Origin of the sequence: Mesorhizobium sp. ANAO-SY3R2, from assembly GCF_042466635.1 — a bacterium.
Taxonomy (GTDB): domain Bacteria; phylum Pseudomonadota; class Alphaproteobacteria; order Rhizobiales; family Rhizobiaceae; genus Aminobacter.
Map to the genome: position 1 here is coordinate 273,444 of NZ_CP159955.1, position 21,076 is coordinate 294,519.

Here is a 21,076-nt window from a genome sequence, read left to right on the forward strand (position 1 = left end):
ATGGGCGAGCATGTCATCAAGTTGCCCGATGTCGGCGAAGGCGTGGCCGAGGCCGAACTCGTCGAATGGCACGTCAAGGTCGGCGATCTCGTGCGCGAGGACGCAGTACTTGCCGCCGTCATGACCGACAAGGCGACCGTCGAGATTCCGTCTCCGGTCGATGGCGAGGTCAGCTGGCTGGGCGCCGAGATCGGCGAGGTGGTGGCTGTCGGGTCGCCCATCGTGCGGATAACGGTTGCGGGCGAGGGGGGCGTGGCGGCGGGGGCGGCGGCCGAAAAGCCTTCCGCACGGGTCGTGCAGGCTACCCCCACCCCTAGCCCCTCCCCACAAGGGGGAGGGGGACAACAGGCGATCTCTGCGGCGACAACCGAAGCGCACAAAGCCGATGCAGCCGATGGAACAGCGCAAACCGGGTCCCCCTCCCCCTTGTGGGGAGGGGCTAGGGGTGGGGGTGCCGCACGTCCCGCGACCGTCAGCCTGCCGCGCCCCGAAGGCGAGCGTCCGCTCGCCTCGCCCGCAGTCCGCCTGCGCGCCCGGGAAGCCGGCATCGACCTGCGCCAGGTGCCCGGCACCGGACCCGCCGGCCGCATCACCCATGAGGACCTCGACGCATTTTCGGTGCGGGGTGCCGCCGTTCCGGTCGCCGGCTTGCAGCAAAGGACCGGCGTCGAGGAGATCAAGGTCGTCGGCCTGCGCCGTCGCATCGCCGAGAAGATGGCGCTGGCCAGGCAGCACATCGCGCACATCACCTATGTCGAGGAGATCGACGTCACCGCCCTCGAGGACCTGCGGGCCAAGCTCAATGCCGAAAGGCGCGCTGACCGGCCGAAGCTGACGTTGCTGCCCTTCCTGATGCGCGCCATGGTCAAGGCGGTTTCCGAGCAGCCGCAGATCAATGCGCTCTATGACGACGAAGCCGGCGTCATCCACCGCCACGCCGGCGCCCATATCGGTATCGCGGCGCAGACGCCTGCTGGCCTGATGGTTCCGGTGGTCAGGCATGCCGAGGCGCGTGACCTCTGGGATTGCGCGGCCGAGGTCAACCGCCTTGCCGATGCCGCCAAGGCGGGCACGGCGACGCGCGAGGAACTGGCCGGCTCGACCATCACCATCACTTCGCTGGGGGCGATGGGTGGCGTCGTCACCACGCCCGTCATCAACTACCCCGAAGTCGCGATCGTCGGCGTCAACAAGATCATGGTCCGGCCAATGTGGGACGGCAGTCAGTTCGTCCCGCGCAAGATGATGAACCTATCTTCCAGCTTCGACCATCGCGTCATCGACGGCTGGGACGCGGCGGTGTTCGTCCAGCGGCTCAAGACGCTGCTCGAAACGCCGGCGTTGATCTTTGTCGAGGGGTGAGGCGATGATCTCTCGGCTTGGTCTCCACTCTTTCGCACCCCCCTCTGGCCTGCCGGCCATCTCCCCCCTTGAGGGGGAGATGGCCGGCAGGCCAGAGGGGGGTGGCAAGAAACGCGGCTTTGCCGATTGTCTGGCGGGACAAAATCAATGAAAGAAATCTCCTGCAAGCTGCTCGTCATGGGCGCCGGGCCTGGCGGCTATGTCTGCGCCATCCGCGCCGGCCAGCTCGGCATCGATACGGTCATCGTCGAAGCGGTCAAGGCCGGCGGCACCTGCCTCAATGTCGGCTGCATTCCCTCCAAGGCGATGATCCATGCGGCCGACGAGTATTCCAAGGCGACCGAGATGGCCTCCGGCAGGAGCCCGTTCGGCATTACCGTCTCAACGCCTGCCATCGACCTAGCCAAGACGGTCGCGTGGAAGGATCGCATCGTTGGCCGCCTGAACGCCGGTGTCACCGGCCTGCTGAAGAAGGCCGGGGTCAAGGCCGTGGTCGGCTGGGCGAGGTTTCGCGACGGCAAGACCGTCGAGGTCGACACAGAGACCGGCCTGCAGGTGATCCGCGCCGAGACGATCGTCATCGCCACCGGCTCGGCGCCGGTCGAGCTGCCGTTCTTGCCCTTTGGCGGGCCGGTCATTTCCTCCACCGAAGCGCTCGCTCTCAAGCAGTTGCCCCCGGAACTGGTCGTCGTTGGCGGTGGCTATATCGGGCTGGAGCTTGGCACTGCATTCGCCAAGCTCGGTTCCAAGGTTGCGGTTGTCGAGGCCCTGTCGCGTATTCTGCCGCAATATGATGCCGAGTTGACCCGGCCGGTCGCCAAGCGGCTCGACGCGCTTGGCGTCAAGGTTTTGACGGGCGCCAAGGCCAGGGGACTTTCCGGCAAGGGCGATGCGCTGCTGCTCGAGGCCGCCGATGGCACCGAGCAGAAAATCGCCGCCGATAAGGTGCTGGTGACCGTCGGCCGCAAGCCGCAGGTCGAGAGCTGGGGGCTGGAGGAGATCGATCTAGACCGCGACGGCCCCTTCATCCGCATCGACGACCAGTGCCGCACCTCGATGCGCGGTATTTATGCCATCGGCGACGTCACCGGCGAGCCGATGTTGGCGCACCGCGCTATGGCGCAGGGCGAAATGGTGGCCGAGATCGTTGCCGGCCACAAGCGAGCCTGGGACAAGCGGTCGATCCCCGCAGTCTGCTTCACCGATCCCGAGATCGTTACTGTTGGGCTGTCGCCCGATGAGGCCAAGGCTGCCGGTATCGAGATCAAGTCGGCGCAGTTTCCGTTCTCGGCCAACGGTCGCGCCATGACCTTGTCGGGTGAGGACGGTTTTGTCCGGGTGGTGGCACGCGCCGACAACCATCTGGTTCTCGGCATCCAGGCAGTTGGTACCGGCGCGTCGGAGCTTTCGGCTGCCTTCAGCCTGGCGATCGAGATGGGCGCGCAGCTGGAGGACATTGCCGGCACCATCCATGCCCATCCAACGCAGGGCGAGGCTTTCCTCGAGGCGGCACTGCGGACGCTCGGCCACGCGCTCCACATCTGAGGCGCGGCGTCAACGCTTGTTTCAAAAGTGGTGATCCCGACAGGAATCGAACCTGTGACCTACAGATTAGGAAGCTTCCTGAGAACCTTGCAGTGCAAGGGTTGCTATGACCTATGTCGCGTTCATGTCGCGTCAGTCATGTCGCCGGAAAAAAGATAGTTGCCGAAGCGCGGTCTGCCCTTCGCCACGATAAAGCCTGGCATCGTATTTGCTGTGCCGCTCAGCCAAGCCATCACCTCAGTGTGGTTCGCATCAGCCGGACAAAATTTCCACCTCTCCGAAAAATGCCAATATCCCCGTCCTACAATGCAAATGACTTTCAGCGCCGGGGCAGAGTCCGCTTTGTCGTCATACTTTCGGTATCGCTGGAGCTCGCTTTCTGGATCGGGCTTCAGGTCTGACCCGAACGCAAATAGGGAGTTGATAGCGAGCGGCGTGGGTACGACCTTTGATTCTATGATACGTTCATCGAAGGTCGGGTAAGAGTGCACTGTCCCGATATGCGGTAGTGCACGTATCGCCTTGGCTGCTGATATCGATTTCCTAATCTCCTCTGCATCAATGCGGCTTTTGACCTCGATGGCATAAAGCGCTGACTCGATTGGGAAATAGCCGTTGGTATTGTCGAATAGGGCAGGTGGCATTATGGCTGGCGAGTAGAGGATGACATCGACCTCGCCGGACAAGGAACCGTCGACGGTGAGTTGGCCGCTACCAAAGTTTTATCTCGGGCGGCATCACCGGCCGAAGGATATCGTGAACGAGCAACTCCCGGAGTCTGCCCCGAACTCCAGCATGCCCCTCGGTTCCGAGCGCATTCGCGCGCGCAATAGCCGCGCTTACCTTCTGTCGATGGTCTCGCCGAAAGATGCTTTCGTTCATCCCAATAGCGCCTTTTCTGCTGCGGATAGCTCGTCGGCGTCATCGTTACGCGGGAACAGGTGCGAATAGGTGTCCATGGTGAGCGCAATGGTCGAATGGCCGAGCCGTTCCTGCACCGTCTTCGGCGGCAACCCGAGCCCGCCGTCTTCCTTGCGATTGATCAGCCAGCTTGCATAGAAGTGCCGAAGCGAGTGGATGCCGGTGTACTTGGCGGCCATGATCGGCCGGCCCTTCTTGTCCTTGTCACCGGTATCGACAGACACGCCGGCCTTAACCTGGACCGGCAGGAAACCGCGTTGCATGATGTTCGACAGGCTCTCGACCTTCCCCTGGCCATTAGGGAAGACAAGCTGCTCCGGCCGCATCTCCTCGACTAGCGGATTGCCGTCGGCGTCCTGCTCGCCGGTGCGTGGCCGCGGGCAAGCCAGGCGCCATTCCTTCAGGGCGTTTATGACGATGGGGGGCGTCGGAACGGTACGCTCGCCAGCTTCAGACTTCGGCTTGCCGATGTCGTTGAAGCGGTCGGCCCGCTGATGGACGTGGATCTCGCGTTTCTCAAGTTCGACGTCTTTCCACCGGAGGCCTCGCAGTTCTGACGCACGCAGGCCGGTGAAGATCGCCGTAAGCAGCAACGGCCGCCAACGGCCTTCCAGGGCGCCGACAATGGCCTTGACCTCATCTCTGGTCGGAATGTCTGTCCCGACCTTCAGCTTGCCCTTCTGGCGCTTCTCCTGGCGTCTATCGCGGCCCTTCTGCCTGGCGCGAGATTTCTCCCTGACCGCATTGCGGATCACAAGCCCGCGTTCCTGCGCGTCTGCCAACAGCGAGCCGAGGCTGACCACCACCTTGCGCACCATGGCCGGCGAGCGGCCCTCGTCGACCAGCTTATCCTCGAAGTCGCGGACAGCCGGAACCGTGAGCCGCGAAAGCAGCGTGGTTCCAAGGAACGGGGCGATATGGAGATCGAGGTGCTGCTGATACTGGACGAGCGTACCGCGCTCAACCCTGCGCCCCGCGGCCTTGATCCAGAGTTCGCCGGCTTCCTTAACTGTGGCGCTGGCGCTGTCGGCAACGTGAGTTCCGTCTCGCACCTCTATCTTGGCTGTTGCTGCAAAGGTGTCGGCGTTCTTCTTGAGGCGGAATGTCTTCAGCCGGCGCTTCCCCTGGATGTCGGTATAGTCGCAAATCCAGGCGGTCTTTTCCACGCCCTTGGCCGTTGTCCAGGTGCGCCGGCGGATGCTCAAGTGTCGGCCTCATCTGGTGATTTGTCGGCAACGACAATCGGGCGCTCTACGACCCCAAGCCGCTTCAAGGCCATGGAAATCGCCTGCCGAGTGGCTTCTTCGTAAGCGCGGCTGACGTCATCAAGAGTGACCCCTTCGGGCATTTCCCAATGGCTCGCACGAGGACGGTCTGATGTGGCCCCCATCGCAAACGACGCTTCCAGCCGTGCAATGATTTCCGCTGTCATGCTGCGGTGATTTTCCGAGGCTGCAACCGCAATGCGCTGTTTCAAATCCTCGGGAATTCGAAGTCGGAAATGTAGATCTTCTCTGGACATGACACACCAGTGACACACAATCTGTTTGACATCCATGCCACACGTATGACACACATTTTCATGCCGCACCAATGACGCACATTGGGCAACTCACAGTTACCAGGAGTTTTGAAATGCTGCATACGGAGGCAACAATTGACCTTGTTTGGGAGGTCGCTGAGATTGCGAAGCTCATAGGGAGGACACCCCGACAGACGTTCCACATGCTTAAGACAGGCCAGTTGCCGGCAAAGAAGGTTGGAGGCCGCTGGGTCGCCGAGCGCGGAAAACTGCTGAGCTTCTTTCTGGAAACCGCGGCATGACTGCCGTTCCTAGTACGGTTAACGCCGCCGCCGCCTGGCTCGCGGAGACGCCGCGCGCCGAGCGCGGCGGGGCAGCAGTGCCAGCTCTTGTCAAGCGGTTTGGCCTAACCCGCGAACAGGCGATCGAAGCCATTCGTGAGAACAATCTGCGGCAGGCGAGGGCGACATGACCGCGGCGGTGCACAATCGGATAGTCAAGCAGCTCATGGATCCGTCCTATCTCTGGACGACACCGCAAGATTCCTTCGACGCGGTGCGCAAGGCTGAGCCAGGCGCAAATGAGCTTGAGATCGCTCGGGCCGGTATCGAAGCGCTCGAGCTCATGCTCGAGCGCCCGGTGGAACTCGCGACCGCCTTCCGGCCGAAGGGTTCAAAAGATCCGGCATTCGATCCTCGGACTGGCGACCTGCGCGCCAAGCTCGCCGGCATTTGGCTTGGCTTCGAGCCCGATGCACCTCCTCAGGTCCTTCGGGAACGCTTCGGGTTAAACGAGCAGCAAGTGAACGAGGCATTCGACGTCGCCAATCGCATGCTGAGCGTCCCCAGATGAAGCCCTCGGTTGGAACTGTATGCCTCCTGCGCAGCGTCATCGTCACCGATCGGGTATGGCTTGACCGCGAAGCATTGAAAATTGTGGCGATGGTCGGCAAGGCCAGCAAGAAGCATGTTCGGGACTACATTTTCCTGAGGCATGTGGGCGCAGGGCTACCGGCCGACGTGGCATCGCGCGATGCAGATCTTGCTGTCGAATACATCGACGCCCGGATTGTTCAGCTAGAGGGACTGAGAAAAACTCTTCCGCCGCAATTCCTGTTGAAGGGGGAGGCGCGCGCATGAGTATAAAGTTGACCCTCAATATGCGCGTTGCCGATCCGGCGCCTGGATCTGCAAGGCCCAAAGGAACAAAGCTCAGCCATGCCGGCGTTCGTCTAACACATCTACGTACAGCTATTGCGCGAGGCTTTATCCATGGCGATAGCCTGGACGATATTGTCGACATAGCTGCTGTGTGCTTCCGGCACGAAAAGGCAGGTTTCGACGATCTGGTCGGCTGGGTTTCGATCTCAGGGCTTCCATTTTCCGACAGCGAATTGGAAGACGTGTGGTCGGATGCAGAAGGTCGACCGCTGCATAGTTTGGATGAGATCGGGCGCATGCTCTCGGTTACGCCCGCTCAGCGCGAGCGTTGTCGTCTCTGGACACTAGGGGCTCGGGGCGAGGGGCTGAGCGAACGCCTTGCAGCCATCGAGCGCCGCGCAAAGGAGCGGCGCGATCGGGATCGGATCCGAAAGATGATCCAGCGCCGCAATGCAGGTTGCGTCCCCCGTGCCAGGCAGATGGAGAACGTCATCCAGGCGCTGGCGACAAAATTCTGCAAGACCAAACGGACGATCTATCGGTGGATCGCCGACGGCACGATCGACATTCGTGTCAGTCGAATGTCCGAGGGCAATAAAGACTATCTATATATATCCCCGGAAACTCAGCTGACAAAAAGTGTCGCATGTGTTGCACGCGCGATTGGGCGCAGCCGCTCCACGGTACATCGCTGGCTGAAGGACGGATGGACGCTTGCAGATATTGCTGCAGCCGACGGCCAGCGGCCTGCAGGGCCGCTGGCGCTCGCCTTAACTCCTGCCCCAGCCGACCACCCGGCATCGGAAACAGACGGCCTTCGATCTGCGGCCCCGAAACGGAAACGCCGCCCTTCTCGCGAAAGGGCGGCGTCCGAAGTCAGGAAAATCATCGCAAGCCCGGTCAATGTAGCTGGCCCGAAGACAAACCCCGAAAAGGGAAGAAACATGTCCGCACTAGAAGACGAACGCGAGCGCATCCGAGCGATTACCGGCACCGACGTGGCGAAACGTCTGCCCGCTCTTGCCAACACTCTCGCCGTCGAAACGAATTTCTCGGCCGAGCAGGCGCTCGCGATCCTGGCAGTTGCCTCGGATGAGATCGACGCCCGCGGCGAAAACCCAGGTCGCCGCGCCGGTGCCAATGCCCAAGCCTGCCAGACCTGGTGTTGGTCTCGGCATACCGGAAACGCGTGATCGACCCGATGCGTCGGCGGGGTGGCGCAAGGCCGTCCAGCAACCAACCGACATGCGTCCCCTGCTGCTGTGGGCGGCGAAGCTCCTGTCCAGGGGCGGGCGCGGGCTGTCCACTCCGCCAACCGTCGCGTCGCCTGACCGGTCACCGTGAGAGGGCCGGCCCGACTGGCCGGCCCCGTTCCCCTCGTTCGTGAGAAACCACATGAAAAATCCTTTCGCAAAGAACCCGGTCGGCAGGTTGAAAGATCAGATCGGGAAATTCGAGACTGGCCTCGAGCAGTTGAAGAGACGCGAGATCGTTGTCGCCGATCTGCTTGAAAAGGGGCGCGAGAAGCGCCGGGCTTTCATCCGAGACAATCCAGGAGTCGAAGTGCCGTCCGAGATCCGTCATGCGATTGGTGCCGCCGAAAGCGACGCCAGCTCAACCGCGGAAGAGATCTCGGAATATCAAGAGCAGCTCAAGGATCTCCGCGCCGCGCTTGAACTCGAGGAAGCCACGGCGGCGAAGGAGGTCGCCGCCAAGATTGATGAAGACATGGCGGACGCCATCGATCGTCAAGTTGCCCCCGAGTTCAAAAAGGCGATGGCTGTCCTCCGCACGGCTGTGGAGGCGTTTTACGCGATTGTTCCGGAGGGGCTGGAACTCGTAGAATCCCGAACTTGGTCACGTGTCCCCAACCACGCTCGCCGGCATGCAGATCACTTCAGCCGCGACGAGCTGCTACGCGCCATCGTTGCCGAGCATATCTACGAAGCTGCACCGAAGATGTTTGACAGCGGCCGGAGCTACGACAGCGAGCATTCGCTTTCGCGCGTGTTCAATCTGACAGCAGAGGTCCCGACCATGAGGCTGGACGGTTCCCCGCCGGCCGCGGTGCCAAACGCTCATCGTCCTTTGATTTCCGACAGGCTACGGGCACGCGCGGCGGCCATTCGGAGCGGCCAGGTCGAACGGCCGGCTGTCGCCGGTGCGAAAGCTGCCGTAAAGCTTGGGACCGCCCTCGGTACTGAGCAAGGCGCGTAACATCCCCGGGGTGCGCCCTTTGGGCCGCGTCCCTTGCTCGAGAATTGATGCGGTTTTCATACCGCTTGCGAAGTCTAGCTCAGGGTGCATGTCTTCCCACGAGGCAAGATGGTGCGCACGAAAGAGCTTGATCCTGATCGTCATTTGATCGTGCGTCGTGGGATCTACCACTACCGGCGGAGGGTGCCGGCGGTAGTGGCAGATCTCGATCCGCGCGTTCCCCATGTGCGCGTGTCTTTGAAAACCTCCGATATCGAGGTGGCGCGAGCCAAGCGCGACGCCCTCGACAATGAGAATCACGCGTACTGGGCAAGCCTGCTACTGCAAGACGCAGATGCGACTGCTGAGACCCTGTTCGAAATGGCCGTCGCTCAAGCCGCCGCTTGCGGTTTCAAATACCTGACAGCGAATGAACTAGTCTCGCAGCAAGATCTGCATGAGGTTCTCCGACGTGTACAGTGGCTCAAAACGCATCGTCATACGCCTCGTATTGCCCAGGCGATATTGGGCTTTTTCGAACGCCCCGGCGTGTCAGTAACTGCCGCATTCAAGATCTACATCGACGAGATTGTCCACGATGAGCTTAGAGGGAAGAGCAACACCCAACGCCAATCATGGAAGAAGGTGAAGCAGCGTGCCGTTGACAATTTTGTCGCCCTGGCCGGCGACAAGGCCCTGTTGGAGGTGACCCGAGACGACGCGCAGAAGCTTTACCGTTTCTGGCTGGACCGCATCGCCCCGAAGTCGGGCGCACCGACGCACCAGGCGACGTCCGGTAATCGTGACCTCGGGAACATGCGCGTGCTGTTCGACGAGTATTTCAAGCACATGGGTATAGAGCTGGCACAGAACCCATTCGAAGGGCTGAGCTTCAGCGAAAAGAAGAAGCGCTCGCGCCCGCCAATCCCGGTCGACTGGATCGAGGACAAGCTGATGCGCGTCGGGGCGCTGGCCGGCCTGAATGCTCAGGCGCGGGGCGTGGTTCTTGCCATGATCGACACCGGCGCCAGGCCGAGTGAGCTGTGCAATCTGACGAGGGGTTCGATCTTCCTCGATGTCGAGGTGCCGTACATTCGGATCGAGCCGAGGGAAGATGCCGGCAATCCTCGCGAGATCAAGACCGATTCTTCGGTCCGCTCGATACCGTTGGTCGGCATCGCGCTTGCGGTGTTCAAGAAGCACCCCAACGGGTTCCCGCGCTACTTGGACAAGGAAAACAGCCTGACGACGGCGATCAACAAGTACCTGCGCGGGAACAAGCTCCTGCCCAGCACTAAGCACACGTTCTACAGCCTACGGCATTCGTTCGAGGATCGGATGAAGGAGGGCGGCTTAGACGAGGAGTTGCGCCGCGGCCTGATGGGCCACACCATTCAACGGCCGAAGTACGGGAGTGGCGGCGCGCTTGCTTGGCAGCGCGATGAGCTCGTCAAGATCGCCCTGCCTTTCGATCCAGCGATCGTTTAGCCCGGGCGCGCACCCGAGACATCGCATCGGTGAACGCGCGCCTTTCCTGCAGCTCCCGCTCAAGCCACTGGTACAGCGGCAGGCCAGCCTGCCCGCGGTCGCCGGCCTGGACCATGACCTCGGCGATGCAATCTAGGCATCTTTCAAGCGCCTTCTCGGTGATCGATGCAGTTGCCATCAAAGCGTGCTGCCGCCGTGAGCGATTGAAGCATCCGCGTTAGATGTCATCCCAATTCTCCTTTCCACGAGCGGTTTTCGTACCGGCTGGGGCAGGTGAGGCTATTCCGGCCCTCTTGTCGAAGAATAGGTCGACCAACCTGCTATCCGTCTTGCCGATCAGCCCGTCCTTTTTCGGGAAATTGTGGAGACCTCGCAGCCGGTAGAGCGCTCTCTCGGAGAGCCCGAAATGTTCTCGAAGCTGTTCGTCGGTCATGAAGCGAGGCATGCGACTATGCTCGGCCGATAGCCAGAGTACTGCAAGCGGTTAGAAGACCGCACCTGCTTTAGGTGCTTGGCGCTTTGGACACTGTCAACCTGACGCCGGCGCCCCCCGCAAGCTGCTCGCCGTCGGCCAAGAAAATAACGCCTGCCTGTTCAAGCGCCAATCTCAGAGCCTCTAGCGTAGCCGCACGGGGCTGGCGCGCGCCACGCTCGAAATCCACTATCGTACGGTGAGCTGTCTTAGACAGATCGGCCAAGTCTTCTCTCGAGAGGTCGACCAGCGCACGGGCTGCTCGGCATTGCTCTGGTGTGATCATGTCGTTCCTCAAAGTTGCAAAAATCATGTTGACATGCGTCGAGCTAAATTGCAAAAAACATGCATACTTATCGTTAACGCCGACATGGAGAAAATCAATGCCGAACACGCGTGTTCGGGCAGCCGCCGAAGGTATGCCTGTCATCTCCCGCCGAAATCTGATGCGAGCTTCCGCTGGCGCGGTTGCGGCTGTGATCGCTGCGCCAAGTGCGGCAGTAGCAGCAGTCCCGTCACCAATTGACGAGCTTGGAGCCACCCTTCGGGCGGCAAGGGCCGCTCATCGTATGCTCGAGGCTCGCTTCGTTGCACTAGTCGCCGATGATGCCGATTTTGATATGCCGGAGATCGATAGCGTCAGCGATGCCGAATGGTACGCGTTTCATGCCGTCCTGGACTATCGCCCGCGAGACCTCGAAGAAGTCCACAAGAAGTTGGGACTTCTGGTCGACTATGCGGGTGATGGTTATGGTCGCGAGCGCATTGAAGAATGCGCAGTTGAAATTCTGCGCTCGCTGGCCCTAGGTGGCGACGGCCGGCCGTGAGCCGCGTCGTCGCCGGTGACCACTATGGGGAAACTCCATAGTCCGAGTAAGATCGGCGAAGTTCCTTGTCGACGCCTGTCGCAGTCGAAGCGGCGGCGGCGCCCGCGTTGCGCAGCACCGAAAGCAACTGCTGAGCCTTGGCAATTGCGGCGTCGATCGAGTTCAGGTCGATAGTCGGAGTGGCCGTCACCGACAAGGCGCCCTTGATCTTTTCTCCGGCATTCTCAGCATCAACGACGTAGCCGCCCAAATAGGCGTCGAGGCTCGCGGCACGGCCAGCGTCATCCGCCAACCCGCGGAGACTCCTGTCGCGGCCGCGCTCCTCAATGCCTGCCTTGCTGGCGGCGATGCGCTGGTTGGCGAGGAACGTTGCCGACCGCGGGTCGTCGCGCCATGTGCCACCACCAGGCGTGTCGCCGGACAGGAAGAGCGTCGACAAAAGCGGCGCGCGACTACCGGCCCAAGCCAGCCAGCCGGCAAACCCGGCACCCGGCTTCTTGCCTTTGCCGCCGCCAACATTGTCCAGCACGCCAGCGCCTCCCTGAGCCACTGCGGCCGCCTGCAGCGCGGCCGCCGCGATGTTGAGGTTCGTGCCGGCAGTGATCAGCCCCCAGATGGCCGAGGCCACTTTCCACGCGCCAAAACCAGCGGCGCCGACGCCGGCGACAGCGAGCCCGGTGCCAACCTTCGGATCACCATCGCGAACCGCCTGCTGGAACCGATTGATCGTATCGGCAAAGACATTCAGGCCGGAGCTGATTTGCTCCATGGGCATAAGTGCATCGGATAGGTTCTTGAGGCTGTCCCTGAAACCCTGCCAGGCTGCGAACGGGTTATCGCCCTGGACCTGCCCAGCCGCGTCGAGGCCGGCGGCATTCGGCATGCGATCTTCGACCAGACGGCGATACTGGTCGTAGGAGAAGACGATGCGACTCAGCAAGTCCGACGACAGGCGGTTGTTGGTGATCTCGCCGAGCACCTTGGCGACGGCCGTCTCGTCCGTCATGTCCAGCCCGGATTTCTCGAGTTGGGGCAGCAAATGCTCCTTCACCCACTTGATAGGGTTGCTGGTGAAGGCCTTGTCCCCGCCAATCAGCTGCCCGTCGGCGCCGCGTATGCCATATTGCTCCTGGGCATCGACCGCCTTCTTCGATGCACGGCCGACGATGAACTGGTCGAAAGCGGCGCGGATCTGCGTACCGGCGTCTGAGCCGCCCGTTTCGGCGATGAGGAACGGCAGCCACTTCGACATGAAGTCGTCGCCATAGACCTTGCCTGAGGAGCGAGCGTATTTGATCGCCTGCGCGTAGGCGGTCGGGTCGATGTCCCGGCCGGCGACCTGCTGTGCCTTCATGAAGTTCTCGAGGTAGGTCGTATATTCCTTCGGCGTGACCTTCTCGATGTTGTCCATCGCCTTGTTGAACTGCTGTAAGCCGGCGATCGCCGACTCGCCGTCGCTCATGTTGGCCAGCACCAGGAATGCGCGCGCCATATCCTCCGAGACCGCGAGGGCGGCGTCTGTCGATGGCATCGACAGCGAGGCTTCCTTCATCACCTCGTAGATCTGCGACTTCGACAGGCGGTACTTGCCGGAGAGGTAATCCGACTGGCTGTTGATCCGGCCGCGTTCGCCTTCCGACAGCCCCGAGTATTTCGCCTCGGCCTGTACGCGGCGTCCTTCCGACGCCGCGATGAGCGCCTCCCGGCCGGCCATACTACCAACATAGGTGCCCGTGTAGCCGCCCAGCAGCATATAGGCCGGCTTTATGGCAGCTTGGATCCCGCGCGACATTCGCTTGGCCTCCGCCTCGGTCTCACGCATGCCGGCGCGCAAGCCTGCGAAATGTCCGAGGGTCGCCGTCTTCCAGGCGGCGATCTCGCTTTTCTGGAGTGCCTTCGATAGCCCACGGGACGACATATCCCGCTCGAGCCGTTCCCACGACCTGCGAACGTCATCGATCGTTTTGGCACCGATGCCGACCTTCTCGAGCTGGCGTTGAAAGCTGACGCCCCATGATGTCGATGACAGCCGCTTGCTGGCCGCTTCGATATCTCGGATGGAGTTGCCGACCTTCTTCGCTTCGCCTAGGCCCATCGCTTCGACGACGAGCTGAAGGCGGCCGACTAGCGTGCGTGCCATTCGATTTCCCCTTAAGGATCATTCAATGAATATCAGAAGAATTTATTGAAAATGGTGAATCTAATCTGAAAATATTATCGACGGAGCCCGACATGGCCGCAATGAATGACGCGCGGACCGAACAGCCTAGTGTAGCACGCGCCAAATGCACGAAAGTGAACCGGAGACCGTCGGAACGCTTCCGCGCCCCTCAGCTGTTCGCGGAAAAGTGGACCAACGCCAAAGCTGGCCTGTCGGCTTCATGACAGGGCAGGGGCGTACATCGACGGACATTGTCGAGCATCTGAATGATGGCACGGATTCAGCAACGGTGCGCGCCCTTTGGAAGAAGTGGGGTCTGCCGATTGACAAGACCGGCGGCCGTCGGCGCGGCAATGTTCCCGTGTCATTGACCATCCATCAGCGCAAGATCCTGGCAAAACGCGCTAAGCAGGTCGGAGTTACGCCTGAGGAGTATCTACGCAGGATTGCTTCCTGTGCGATTGAAGATGACCTTTATGCCGCTGTGACAGACGGCAAATTTGATCACAAAGCTCCCGCTACCAGGATGGATTAGTCCAGCTGTTGGCCAGTCACAGGTTGACGGTCGCAGAATAAGACGCGCATGGTGAATGGTTCAGCTGGCTGAATGCGACTGCATGCAGATAGATGTGCGTGCTCGGGAGTCGATCACTGCGAGCTCAGGAATTCTACCTGGCTCGATACTCGTCACGTCAGAACTTGAACTTTTATCATATGAGATATAGCTGTTCACAACCTTCCGGCGGACGCTCGGCTAGAAGGTCTGGGGGGCGAATTTCTATGTTGATGCTGCATATCTCCGACATTCATTTCAGGTCGCCGGAATGCCTCGATCCTTGGATGGACCCGCATGCCCCCATCCGCACCCGAATGATGAGGGATCTCGGTGAGCAGGTGAAGGCACTCGGCGAGGTCGGCGCCATCCTCATCGGCGGTGACGTCGCCTTCAAGGCGGCGCCTGACGAGTACGAGGCCGCGCGGGTGTGGATCCAGCAGCTTTCGCAGATTTCTGGCTGCCCGAAGGAGCGCATCTTCGTGGTGCCGGGGAACCACGACGTCGATCGCGGAATGATCGCCAGCAACGTATCTATCCAGAACGTTCAGCACGCCATCGTGACAACCGAGAGGACGTGGCGCGACAACCGGTTCCGGGCGCAGCTTGCAGACGCTGTAAGTGGGCAGAGCCTGTTCCGGCCGCACGCGGCGTACAATGACTTCGCCGCTCCGTTCGGCTGTCAGATTTGGCCGGCTAAGCCGTTTTGGCACCAAGATATCCCGCTGGGGGATAACATAAACCTCCGCATCTACGGGCTGACCTCGACGTTGTTCTCGGGGCAGAACGGGAAGAACGACAAGCCCGGCGACCTGTTCCTCAGTGCGATGCAGACGGTTCTCGATCCGGCGCCCAACACAGCGAACCTGGTGCTCGTCCACCACCCGATAGATTGGCTTAGCGACGGCGACGAGGTCGACGATGCCCTTTCGACACGCGCGGCGATCCACCTCTTCGGTCACAAGCACAAGCAGCGTGCGGTTCTCGAGGCGAACTACGTCCGCCTAGGTGCCGGCGCCGTTAATCCCTCTCGCGAAGAGAAGCCCTACGATCCAGGCTACAACCTAATCAGGCTCGAAGTCGCAGGGAAGGGTGCTGACCGCGTGCTCAAGGTGGAGCTGCATCAGCGCAAGCTTCAGGCCAATCCTGAGCTCTTCGTGCCGATCAAGACGGCGAAGAACGAGGACATCTTCCGGACGTCTATCTCTATTCCCGAGGAGGCGGCGATCCCCGCTGCCGCGGTCGGCGGTATCGTCGAACCCGCAGTCGTGGCCCCAGTCGTCGAGGAGGGCCGTATCGTAGTGCAGGATGCGGAGGCTGCGATGGGCGAAGTGGATACACGTGACCTACTCTACCGTTTTTGGAACCTGTCAAGCAGCCAGCGACGGGAGATCATCCAGCGGCTCGGCCTGCTCGAGGCCGGCGAGATGAAATTACCCGAGCCGGAGCGCTACGGCAGAGCCCTTATCCGAGCCGGGGAACGCAATCTCATGAATGAAGTTGCGGCCGCTGTCGCCAAGCTGGAGAACTGACCATGGCCAATGCGCCAGAGATGAGCACCGATTTCGCCCGTTGGTACGCCGACACCTTCATGGACGAAGGTGCAACACGCGCGATGCGCTGGAAAGGCGTAGTCGACGTTGCGGGCAAGACTGGATGCGAAATGGTCGAGGTCCTCGTGCGCCTAGCCTTCCCTTCGGGTGTTCCGGCTTCCGGAACGAAGAATGAAGGTTTGGGCGAAACCTACCGCACCGTGGTGGCCACGATCTCGGGTGGCGACTCTGCTTTTGATCCCGTTCGCTCCGCTCGCGAGCTTCAGGTGCTGGCTGCCGCCGCGCTGGTTCAGCTATTTTCGAGGTCTTCGGATGCCGCAATCGCAGTCACCACGGCGTCCTTTGGGGGATCGCGAAAGCCCGACCTACCGATGAATCTGGCCGGCATGGCGGAAAAGGCGCTCGTCGCCCTGTCCGGTCGCAAACACGCGCGAATCGAAGCGAAGGCGCTGCAGTCGACTGCGCCCAAGGTCGGCTTCACCGTCTCGCCCGAAGCCATGCAGTCGATGGATCCCGCGCTCTGGAAGGGGGAGCTTGAGCGGCTGCGCGAAGCGGCGGCCGCAGCAATCAACACCGTTGTTACGGGGCAGAACCGCGTCATCAGCTTACTCCATCGGCAGATCACGCTCGACGAGGAGGAGTTGCAGATGCTCTGGTGGCTCATTGGCGGGTGCAACAGGCCGTCTGGGAGAGCGTTCGCGGACATCACACTGCCGTTGCGGCCACTAATCCTGGGCCAAGAACTCGGCGAAATGACGATGATCTCGCCGGGACCAGCCTCGATCGGGGCGATGTTTCTTCGCGCCGGAATCACTACGGATGAGGTGACAGTGCAGGCTGCCGTAAATTCAGTGGACATCGCTTGGGCACAGGAGGCGTCGGATTCGAAGCAGGTGTCGCCGGTGACGACGCCGCTTCATTTCGCTCTCGAGAAGAGAGCCGAACTCGGATCAACTGACACTTGGCAGGCGGGGTGGACCGGACTGACAGGACTTGCCGCTGACCTACCGATGCCGGCCGTACGGCTCGCCGAGCTGTTCTACCGTGAATTCCTCTACCTCTATGTAGGCGAGTGACGCCATGGCGTCCCAGGTGAGGAGCTGCTCGAACACGGAATGCCGCTTCGCAACGGATGGCAAGTGCGTTGAGGGGTATCCCCTCGAAGAATGCCCACACCTCAATCCGATCTCGGTCGAAGACATAGACGAGGTCGAAGAGGCCCCCATCGTCCAGGAGGGGGATAGGGTTATGGCTCTCGCCTCAGGCGAGGCGCTTGATCGCGCCCAAGCTTCGGTACTGCAACGTCGCCGCACCTCGCGCGCTATCGCGATCATCGGTCCGAACGACGCGGGCAAGACCAGCTTGATCGCGAGCGTGTACGACCGTCTGCAGGACGGCCCGGTCGCTGGAGCCGGATTCGCCGGCTCGTCGACTCTTATCGGTTTTGAGAAGGTCTGCCACGACGCGCGCGCAGCCTCGCGGCGCGGTGTTCCCCACACAGAGCGGACCAGCGTCGGCGCCGATGCGACCTTCTTCCATCTTGACCTTCGGCCATCGGGTGATGAACTCGTCTCGCTTTTTATCGGCGATCGATCTGGGGAGGACTATCTTAGCGTGACCGACGAGATCGCGCGCGCAAGCGAATTCTTCGAGCTTAAGCGCGCCGACACAGTGACGTTGCTAGTTAACGGTGAACATCTTGCGAGTTCAGAGCATCGTCATGAGGTTAAGGCGATTACGCCGCAGCTAGTCGAAGCGCTCGTCGAGGGTGGAGCGATCCGCCGAGGGTCCCGGCTGGCCGTTGTGTTGACAAAGCAGGACGCGGTGCTGACGTCCGCCAATTCCGACCGTGTCCAGCGTGAGTTCGACGAGATGGTCACCGCCATAGCTGAGCGTCATCGCAATCATGTGGCGGAGGTCGAGCCCTTCATTGTGGCCGCCTCACCAAAAGACACGGCGAAAGTGTGTAGGGGAGAGGGAGTGGACAAGCTTCTTCTATACTGGCTGCGTGCGGCAGCCCCGTCAGCACCTGAATTGGCGACCAATCCGGGCGTTGCTACGCGCATGATCGACTTGCTCGCTGGCGATCGGGAGAGGCGCGCGTGACCGCCAAAGACATGCACATCTCAATCATCGGGCTACCCGCGTCTGGCAAAACTACGCTCCTGGCCAGTCTATGGCACATGGTCCGAGAGCCGGGCGCGGTCACCAAGCTGAAGTTGGCCAGCCTTAGCCAAGGAAACTACGAACACCTTAATGCCCTCGCAAAGCGCTGGCGCGCCGGCAAGATCCAATCGCGTACACAGACCAGCGGGATGAAGATGGTCGTTATGCGGTTGAAGGACAACCACGGCCAGACGGTGGAGGTGTCCTTCCCAGATGTGCCCGGCGAAGACTTCAGCCGAATGTGGGAGAGGCGCGAGCTTGATCAAGGCATGCGGGAGACCTTGACTGCACCCGCTATTGTGCTGATCATCAATGGCGACACGATTAAGCTGCCGGCATGGATCGTCGAGCGGAACGCCGTCAGAAAGCAGGCTGGGTTGCCGGCCAATCCGGCCGAAGTTGTGGACTGGAGCGCGGCCCTCGCGCCGACGCAGGTAAGGATCGTCGAGCTCCTTCAGATGCTTATGATTGGGGATATCGATATCGGCCCAAGGCGGCTCGCAATCCTGCTCTCCGCCTGGGATAAGGTCGAAGGCGAGGAACTGCAGCCGGAGGAACTTCTCGCGAGCAAGCTGCCGCTGCTCGACCAATATTTGCGCAACCAGCGCGATCCTTGGACTTGGCGGGTCTGGGGCGTAAGTGCGCAAGGGGGGCTCTACGAGGATCCCGAAAAGGAGGAGCATTTTCGCGAGACCGACGCGCTACGTGAACTCGATCGTCCGTCGGACCGGATTAAGGTGGTGGACGGCCAAACCGCAAGCACCGATATCACCCAGCCGCTGGAATGGCTGATCAGCTCATGTCGCTGACCGTACAGCAGGCGTTGCACGGCTACAGCGACGGTCATAGGCTAATCTCGTGTTCGCTGCCGCTAACGAGCACGGACGCACGGATCATGCTGGTGATGAGCGACCTGTCTGGGACTGGCGTAAAACCGGGGCAATCCGGCTACCTCACGGGCTATCCGCTAGAAGGTACGGGCCAATACGTTCTGGCGCGCACCTGGGCCGCACCCGAGATGCCGCGTCCAGGATGCGTGTGGACGCATTCTCTCATCATAGACAACGCCGACCTCGCTGCGCTTGCTTCGGCGGATGCCCTGATCGAGGCGTTTCAACGGCCGTTGGGGCCGTCGCTCAGGCCGGGATATGGCAGCCCGCTCAAGGTACTCGAATCGTCCTCCAAGAGTTTCCGGGGTTTCGCTAGCCGGAACCGCATGATTCTCAATGCCATCTACGCGGCACCCGATCAGACCATCCTGGTCGAGGCCGGCGAGCCAGACGAAGACGAGCGACTAGTGACGGCCATTTGGATGCAGCAATGGCCGCGGCTGCGGCGGTCGTTCGGCTTCTGCACGTTGTCGGGGATGGACCGTTCGGGCAAGGGTGTGCCGCTCGACCTCCAGATGGTGCGCACCACTGACCGGCAGACTCGTTCGAAGTTTTCCAATGCGGCGATGCCCATCGAAACCAAGCCGGAGCCGGTACTCGAAACGCTGTACGCGGACCTTGAGGGCCTCGACGATACACGAATCCGTGATTTTCTACGACGGGCTGGCGGCGATGTGGGTGGCGGCCGAAAAGCGATGATACCCCTTTGTCGGCTACATTCAGCCCTCATCGAGGTTTCGCCCCCCGATCTAACTGGAGCGGTCAAGGCACTTACCGCCCTTGATGGGCTGGCGCCGCGTCAGGCGCGGTCGGTCCGGATGCTGGTCGCCCGGCGAGCGGTCGAGGAGCTAGAGCGAGTAGACGATGGGGTCTTCGACTTCCTCTTGGATTCGTTTGGGCAGGGCGGCCCCTACGAGCAACTCCTTTTTGGACCTCGCTTCGGAACCGCATTTTGGCGTCGATCGCCAGCGCGCTTCGTCGAGGCGATCGCCAAAGATGGTGTAGTAGGTCAAGCCTGTGCGGACACGCTTGCAAGAATGTCCATGGCAGAGATCATTGCTGGGCTCGATCGTAACGCCCACCTAGCACGCTCGATCGTCAGGCTCAGACCTGATGTTCTCGAATCAGCGGACTTCTGGCGGATACCCGACATTCAGGATGATCTGGCCCACGGCTTTGCGGACGGTGCCGCATCGCGGGTCGCATGGGCGCTGGCCGCCGCGGGAAGAACTGGGCCCGCGCCATTCATCGTCGAGCGTGCAGATTCGGGTGACCTCGTGGCCGCGCTGGAGTCCGCCAATGCGGACGCCTCCGCTTTGCCTGCTTGGTTGCAAGCATTGGCCCGCCACCCAAACAGAACTGCCGCGGCGCTCGCCTCCGGCAGGGTCAAGCTGCTTTGGACGGTGGTCACCCTCGCGCGTGCCGGGGAGCCGGACGACGTGCCGAACGACTATGGCGAGGATCCTTGGATCATCGCAGTGCGGCACGCCTCGGGGCCTGTCGCTGAGGCGGATCAAGACTATCTGGCTGCATTCCTCATGTCGCGCGCCCTCGGCCGCAGGTCACGCTCGCAAGCGGAATTGACCCAGTTCGCATATGAGCAACTGTACCGCGCGTTGGAGCAGTCCCGTCTTCCGACAGATGTCGAACGGTTCGTCACCTCGCGTTTGGATTGGAGCAACTGGTTTGATTGGGATAATTGCTGGCGGCTACGAGACACGGTGACGCGCAGGTTTGTCGACTATCATCTCGATCCAGAGACGTTCGGTAGACTTGTGGAGGATGGCGTGCTGGCTACGTCGCTGATCGACGAGGCTGCGCGAAGCGGACGTGGGCGTCGCTATCTCGCGGAGGTGCGCCAGCAACTGAAGAACGCCGACGAGAAGGCGATCAGGGCCAGGGCCGACTATATCGCCAAGAAGCTGAAGTGATTTTCCGGCAGGGGATCCATATTGCAGAGGATATGCAGGCCCAAATTGAGGGAAGCACCATCTACAGGGTATTAGACGCAGTCCGGATCGAGTTTGTGCGGACGGTGGTCTAGCGCGAGGTTGCGCGAGGCTCACGTCAGTAGCGTCAAAATGAACTCCGCCGCCAGCGGTTCGGCAGGCACCCATCCAGCCACTTTTCGCAGTTTCGCAATGGCATTGATGGACTAGATAAGTGCTTCAGATAAGGCCGACGCTGTCTTACTTGGACGACCGCATTCGGGATCACGGCCGGCAATGGCCGCTTTCCCTTGGTCCCTCAGGACGAGCTG

21 protein-coding genes are annotated in these 21,076 nt (G+C 61.3%); 16 read left to right on the top strand and 5 right to left on the bottom strand.

All coding sequences use genetic code 11. From position 1 onward, the window contains the following. On the top strand, positions 1 to 1,362 hold the full coding sequence (locus ABSY17_RS06110) for a dihydrolipoamide acetyltransferase family protein (protein WP_378948017.1): 1,362 nt from the start codon (positions 1 to 3) through the stop codon (positions 1,360 to 1,362). A gap of 147 nt (positions 1,363 to 1,509) precedes the next feature. Continuing rightward, positions 1,510 to 2,907, top strand: coding sequence for a dihydrolipoyl dehydrogenase (lpdA, locus tag ABSY17_RS06115; protein WP_378948019.1), 1,398 nt, complete (start codon positions 1,510 to 1,512; stop codon positions 2,905 to 2,907). Between the two features lie 122 nt (positions 2,908 to 3,029). On the opposite strand, the gene ABSY17_RS06120 is transcribed toward lpdA, so the two are convergent. The 3 genes from ABSY17_RS06120 to ABSY17_RS06130 all read right to left on the bottom strand — a co-directional run bounded on the left by ABSY17_RS06120 (position 3,030) and on the right by ABSY17_RS06130 (position 5,350). Next, on the bottom strand, positions 3,030 to 3,593 hold the full coding sequence (locus ABSY17_RS06120; protein ID WP_378948022.1) for a DUF6602 domain-containing protein: 564 nt from the start codon (positions 3,591 to 3,593) through the stop codon (positions 3,030 to 3,032). Positions 3,594 to 3,785: 192 nt separating this feature from the next. Further along, positions 3,786 to 5,033 carry a tyrosine-type recombinase/integrase gene (locus ABSY17_RS06125; RefSeq protein WP_378948025.1) on the bottom strand — a complete coding sequence of 416 codons (1,248 nt, stop codon included), beginning with the start codon at positions 5,031 to 5,033 and terminating at the stop codon, positions 3,786 to 3,788. Further along, positions 5,030 to 5,350, bottom strand: a complete 321-nt coding sequence (locus tag ABSY17_RS06130; protein WP_378948028.1) for an Arc family DNA-binding protein — start codon at positions 5,348 to 5,350, stop codon at positions 5,030 to 5,032. The genes ABSY17_RS06125 and ABSY17_RS06130 overlap by 4 nt, the downstream gene beginning before the upstream one ends. 113 nt (positions 5,351 to 5,463) lie before the next feature. Here ABSY17_RS06130 and ABSY17_RS06135 point away from each other — a divergent pair, with 113 nt between their 5' ends. From ABSY17_RS06135 to ABSY17_RS06165, 7 genes are all read left to right on the top strand, one after another. Continuing rightward, positions 5,464 to 5,652 carry a DNA-binding protein gene (locus ABSY17_RS06135; protein ID WP_378948031.1) on the top strand — a complete coding sequence of 63 codons (189 nt, stop codon included), beginning with the start codon at positions 5,464 to 5,466 and terminating at the stop codon, positions 5,650 to 5,652. Next, on the top strand, positions 5,649 to 5,822 hold the full coding sequence (locus tag ABSY17_RS06140; RefSeq protein ID WP_378948034.1) for a hypothetical protein: 174 nt from the start codon (positions 5,649 to 5,651) through the stop codon (positions 5,820 to 5,822). The genes ABSY17_RS06135 and ABSY17_RS06140 overlap by 4 nt, the downstream gene beginning before the upstream one ends. Next, positions 5,819 to 6,202, top strand: a complete 384-nt coding sequence (locus tag ABSY17_RS06145; RefSeq protein WP_378948036.1) for a hypothetical protein — start codon at positions 5,819 to 5,821, stop codon at positions 6,200 to 6,202. The genes ABSY17_RS06140 and ABSY17_RS06145 overlap by 4 nt, the downstream gene beginning before the upstream one ends. Continuing rightward, entirely contained in the window at positions 6,199 to 6,489 is a 291-nt protein-coding gene (locus tag ABSY17_RS06150) for a hypothetical protein (RefSeq protein WP_378948039.1), read from the top strand. Before ABSY17_RS06145 ends, ABSY17_RS06150 begins: the two co-directional genes overlap by 4 nt. Continuing rightward, the gene (locus tag ABSY17_RS06155) at positions 6,486 to 7,703 is read left to right on the top strand and encodes a hypothetical protein (RefSeq protein WP_378948042.1); all 1,218 of its coding nucleotides are present in this window, start codon (positions 6,486 to 6,488) and stop codon (positions 7,701 to 7,703) included. The genes ABSY17_RS06150 and ABSY17_RS06155 overlap by 4 nt, the downstream gene beginning before the upstream one ends. Positions 7,704 to 7,905: 202 nt before the next feature. Further along, positions 7,906 to 8,727 (top strand): hypothetical protein, encoded by an 822-nt coding sequence (locus ABSY17_RS06160; protein WP_378948045.1) that lies wholly within the window; start codon positions 7,906 to 7,908, stop codon positions 8,725 to 8,727. A 108-nt stretch (positions 8,728 to 8,835) separates the two neighbouring features. Beyond that, on the top strand, positions 8,836 to 10,194 hold the full coding sequence (locus ABSY17_RS06165) for a DUF6538 domain-containing protein (RefSeq protein ID WP_378948048.1): 1,359 nt from the start codon (positions 8,836 to 8,838) through the stop codon (positions 10,192 to 10,194). Positions 10,195 to 10,697: 503 nt separating this feature from the next. On the opposite strand, the gene ABSY17_RS06170 is transcribed toward ABSY17_RS06165, so the two are convergent. Continuing rightward, entirely contained in the window at positions 10,698 to 10,979 is a 282-nt protein-coding gene (locus ABSY17_RS06170; protein WP_378952462.1) for a helix-turn-helix domain-containing protein, read from the bottom strand. Between ABSY17_RS06170 and ABSY17_RS06175 the strand changes: the two genes are divergently transcribed. Continuing rightward, a complete protein-coding gene (locus ABSY17_RS06175) occupies positions 10,951 to 11,493 on the top strand; it encodes a hypothetical protein (RefSeq protein ID WP_378953029.1) in 543 nt (180 codons plus the stop codon). The genes ABSY17_RS06170 and ABSY17_RS06175 overlap by 29 nt on opposite strands. Positions 11,494 to 11,515: 22 nt before the next feature. Here the strand turns inward: ABSY17_RS06175 and ABSY17_RS06180 are convergent, their stop codons facing one another. Continuing rightward, positions 11,516 to 13,633 (bottom strand): hypothetical protein, encoded by a 2,118-nt coding sequence (locus ABSY17_RS06180; RefSeq protein WP_378948051.1) that lies wholly within the window; start codon positions 13,631 to 13,633, stop codon positions 11,516 to 11,518. Between the two features lie 145 nt (positions 13,634 to 13,778). Here ABSY17_RS06180 and ABSY17_RS06185 point away from each other — a divergent pair, with 145 nt between their 5' ends. From ABSY17_RS06185 to ABSY17_RS06210, 6 genes are all read left to right on the top strand, one after another. Beyond that, positions 13,779 to 14,189 carry a hypothetical protein gene (locus ABSY17_RS06185; RefSeq protein ID WP_378948053.1) on the top strand — a complete coding sequence of 137 codons (411 nt, stop codon included), beginning with the start codon at positions 13,779 to 13,781 and terminating at the stop codon, positions 14,187 to 14,189. A 245-nt stretch (positions 14,190 to 14,434) separates the two neighbouring features. Next, entirely contained in the window at positions 14,435 to 15,739 is a 1,305-nt protein-coding gene (locus ABSY17_RS06190) for a metallophosphoesterase (protein WP_378948056.1), read from the top strand. 2 nt (positions 15,740 to 15,741) lie between these two features. After that, positions 15,742 to 16,836, top strand: a complete 1,095-nt coding sequence (locus tag ABSY17_RS06195) for a GTPase-associated system all-helical protein GASH (RefSeq protein WP_378948059.1) — start codon at positions 15,742 to 15,744, stop codon at positions 16,834 to 16,836. Between the two features lie 4 nt (positions 16,837 to 16,840). After that, positions 16,841 to 17,866 carry a hypothetical protein gene (locus ABSY17_RS06200; protein WP_378948061.1) on the top strand — a complete coding sequence of 342 codons (1,026 nt, stop codon included), beginning with the start codon at positions 16,841 to 16,843 and terminating at the stop codon, positions 17,864 to 17,866. Beyond that, a complete protein-coding gene (locus ABSY17_RS06205; protein WP_378948064.1) occupies positions 17,863 to 18,735 on the top strand; it encodes a hypothetical protein in 873 nt (290 codons plus the stop codon). The genes ABSY17_RS06200 and ABSY17_RS06205 overlap by 4 nt, the downstream gene beginning before the upstream one ends. Continuing rightward, on the top strand, positions 18,726 to 20,747 hold the full coding sequence (locus tag ABSY17_RS06210) for a hypothetical protein (RefSeq protein WP_378952465.1): 2,022 nt from the start codon (positions 18,726 to 18,728) through the stop codon (positions 20,745 to 20,747). Before ABSY17_RS06205 ends, ABSY17_RS06210 begins: the two co-directional genes overlap by 10 nt. Positions 20,748 to 21,076 lie beyond the last annotated feature (329 nt).

Excerpts from the sequence above, each read along its gene's own strand:
- ABSY17_RS06180 (WP_378948051.1), bottom strand. The coding sequence starts at position 13,633 with ATGGCACGCACGCTAGTCGGCCGCCTTCAGCTCGTCGTCGAAGCGATG.
- ABSY17_RS06190 (WP_378948056.1), top strand. The coding sequence starts at position 14,435 with ATGTTGATGCTGCATATCTCCGACATTCATTTCAGGTCGCCGGAATGC.
- ABSY17_RS06135 (WP_378948031.1), top strand. The coding sequence starts at position 5,464 with ATGCTGCATACGGAGGCAACAATTGACCTTGTTTGGGAGGTCGCTGAG.
- ABSY17_RS06110 (WP_378948017.1), top strand. The coding sequence starts at position 1 with ATGGGCGAGCATGTCATCAAGTTGCCCGATGTCGGCGAAGGCGTGGCC.
- ABSY17_RS06185 (WP_378948053.1), top strand. The coding sequence starts at position 13,779 with ATGCACGAAAGTGAACCGGAGACCGTCGGAACGCTTCCGCGCCCCTCA.
- ABSY17_RS06210 (WP_378952465.1), top strand. The coding sequence starts at position 18,726 with ATGTCGCTGACCGTACAGCAGGCGTTGCACGGCTACAGCGACGGTCAT.
- ABSY17_RS06150 (WP_378948039.1), top strand. The coding sequence starts at position 6,199 with ATGAAGCCCTCGGTTGGAACTGTATGCCTCCTGCGCAGCGTCATCGTC.
- ABSY17_RS06165 (WP_378948048.1), top strand. The coding sequence starts at position 8,836 with ATGGTGCGCACGAAAGAGCTTGATCCTGATCGTCATTTGATCGTGCGT.
- ABSY17_RS06140 (WP_378948034.1), top strand. The coding sequence starts at position 5,649 with ATGACTGCCGTTCCTAGTACGGTTAACGCCGCCGCCGCCTGGCTCGCG.
- ABSY17_RS06195 (WP_378948059.1), top strand. The coding sequence starts at position 15,742 with ATGGCCAATGCGCCAGAGATGAGCACCGATTTCGCCCGTTGGTACGCC.
- ABSY17_RS06200 (WP_378948061.1), top strand. The coding sequence starts at position 16,841 with ATGGCGTCCCAGGTGAGGAGCTGCTCGAACACGGAATGCCGCTTCGCA.
- ABSY17_RS06170 (WP_378952462.1), bottom strand. The coding sequence starts at position 10,979 with ATGATTTTTGCAACTTTGAGGAACGACATGATCACACCAGAGCAATGC.
- ABSY17_RS06155 (WP_378948042.1), top strand. The coding sequence starts at position 6,486 with ATGAGTATAAAGTTGACCCTCAATATGCGCGTTGCCGATCCGGCGCCT.
- ABSY17_RS06130 (WP_378948028.1), bottom strand. The coding sequence starts at position 5,350 with ATGTCCAGAGAAGATCTACATTTCCGACTTCGAATTCCCGAGGATTTG.
- ABSY17_RS06145 (WP_378948036.1), top strand. The coding sequence starts at position 5,819 with ATGACCGCGGCGGTGCACAATCGGATAGTCAAGCAGCTCATGGATCCG.
- lpdA (WP_378948019.1), top strand. The coding sequence starts at position 1,510 with ATGAAAGAAATCTCCTGCAAGCTGCTCGTCATGGGCGCCGGGCCTGGC.
- ABSY17_RS06175 (WP_378953029.1), top strand. The coding sequence starts at position 10,951 with ATGTCGTTCCTCAAAGTTGCAAAAATCATGTTGACATGCGTCGAGCTA.
- ABSY17_RS06160 (WP_378948045.1), top strand. The coding sequence starts at position 7,906 with ATGAAAAATCCTTTCGCAAAGAACCCGGTCGGCAGGTTGAAAGATCAG.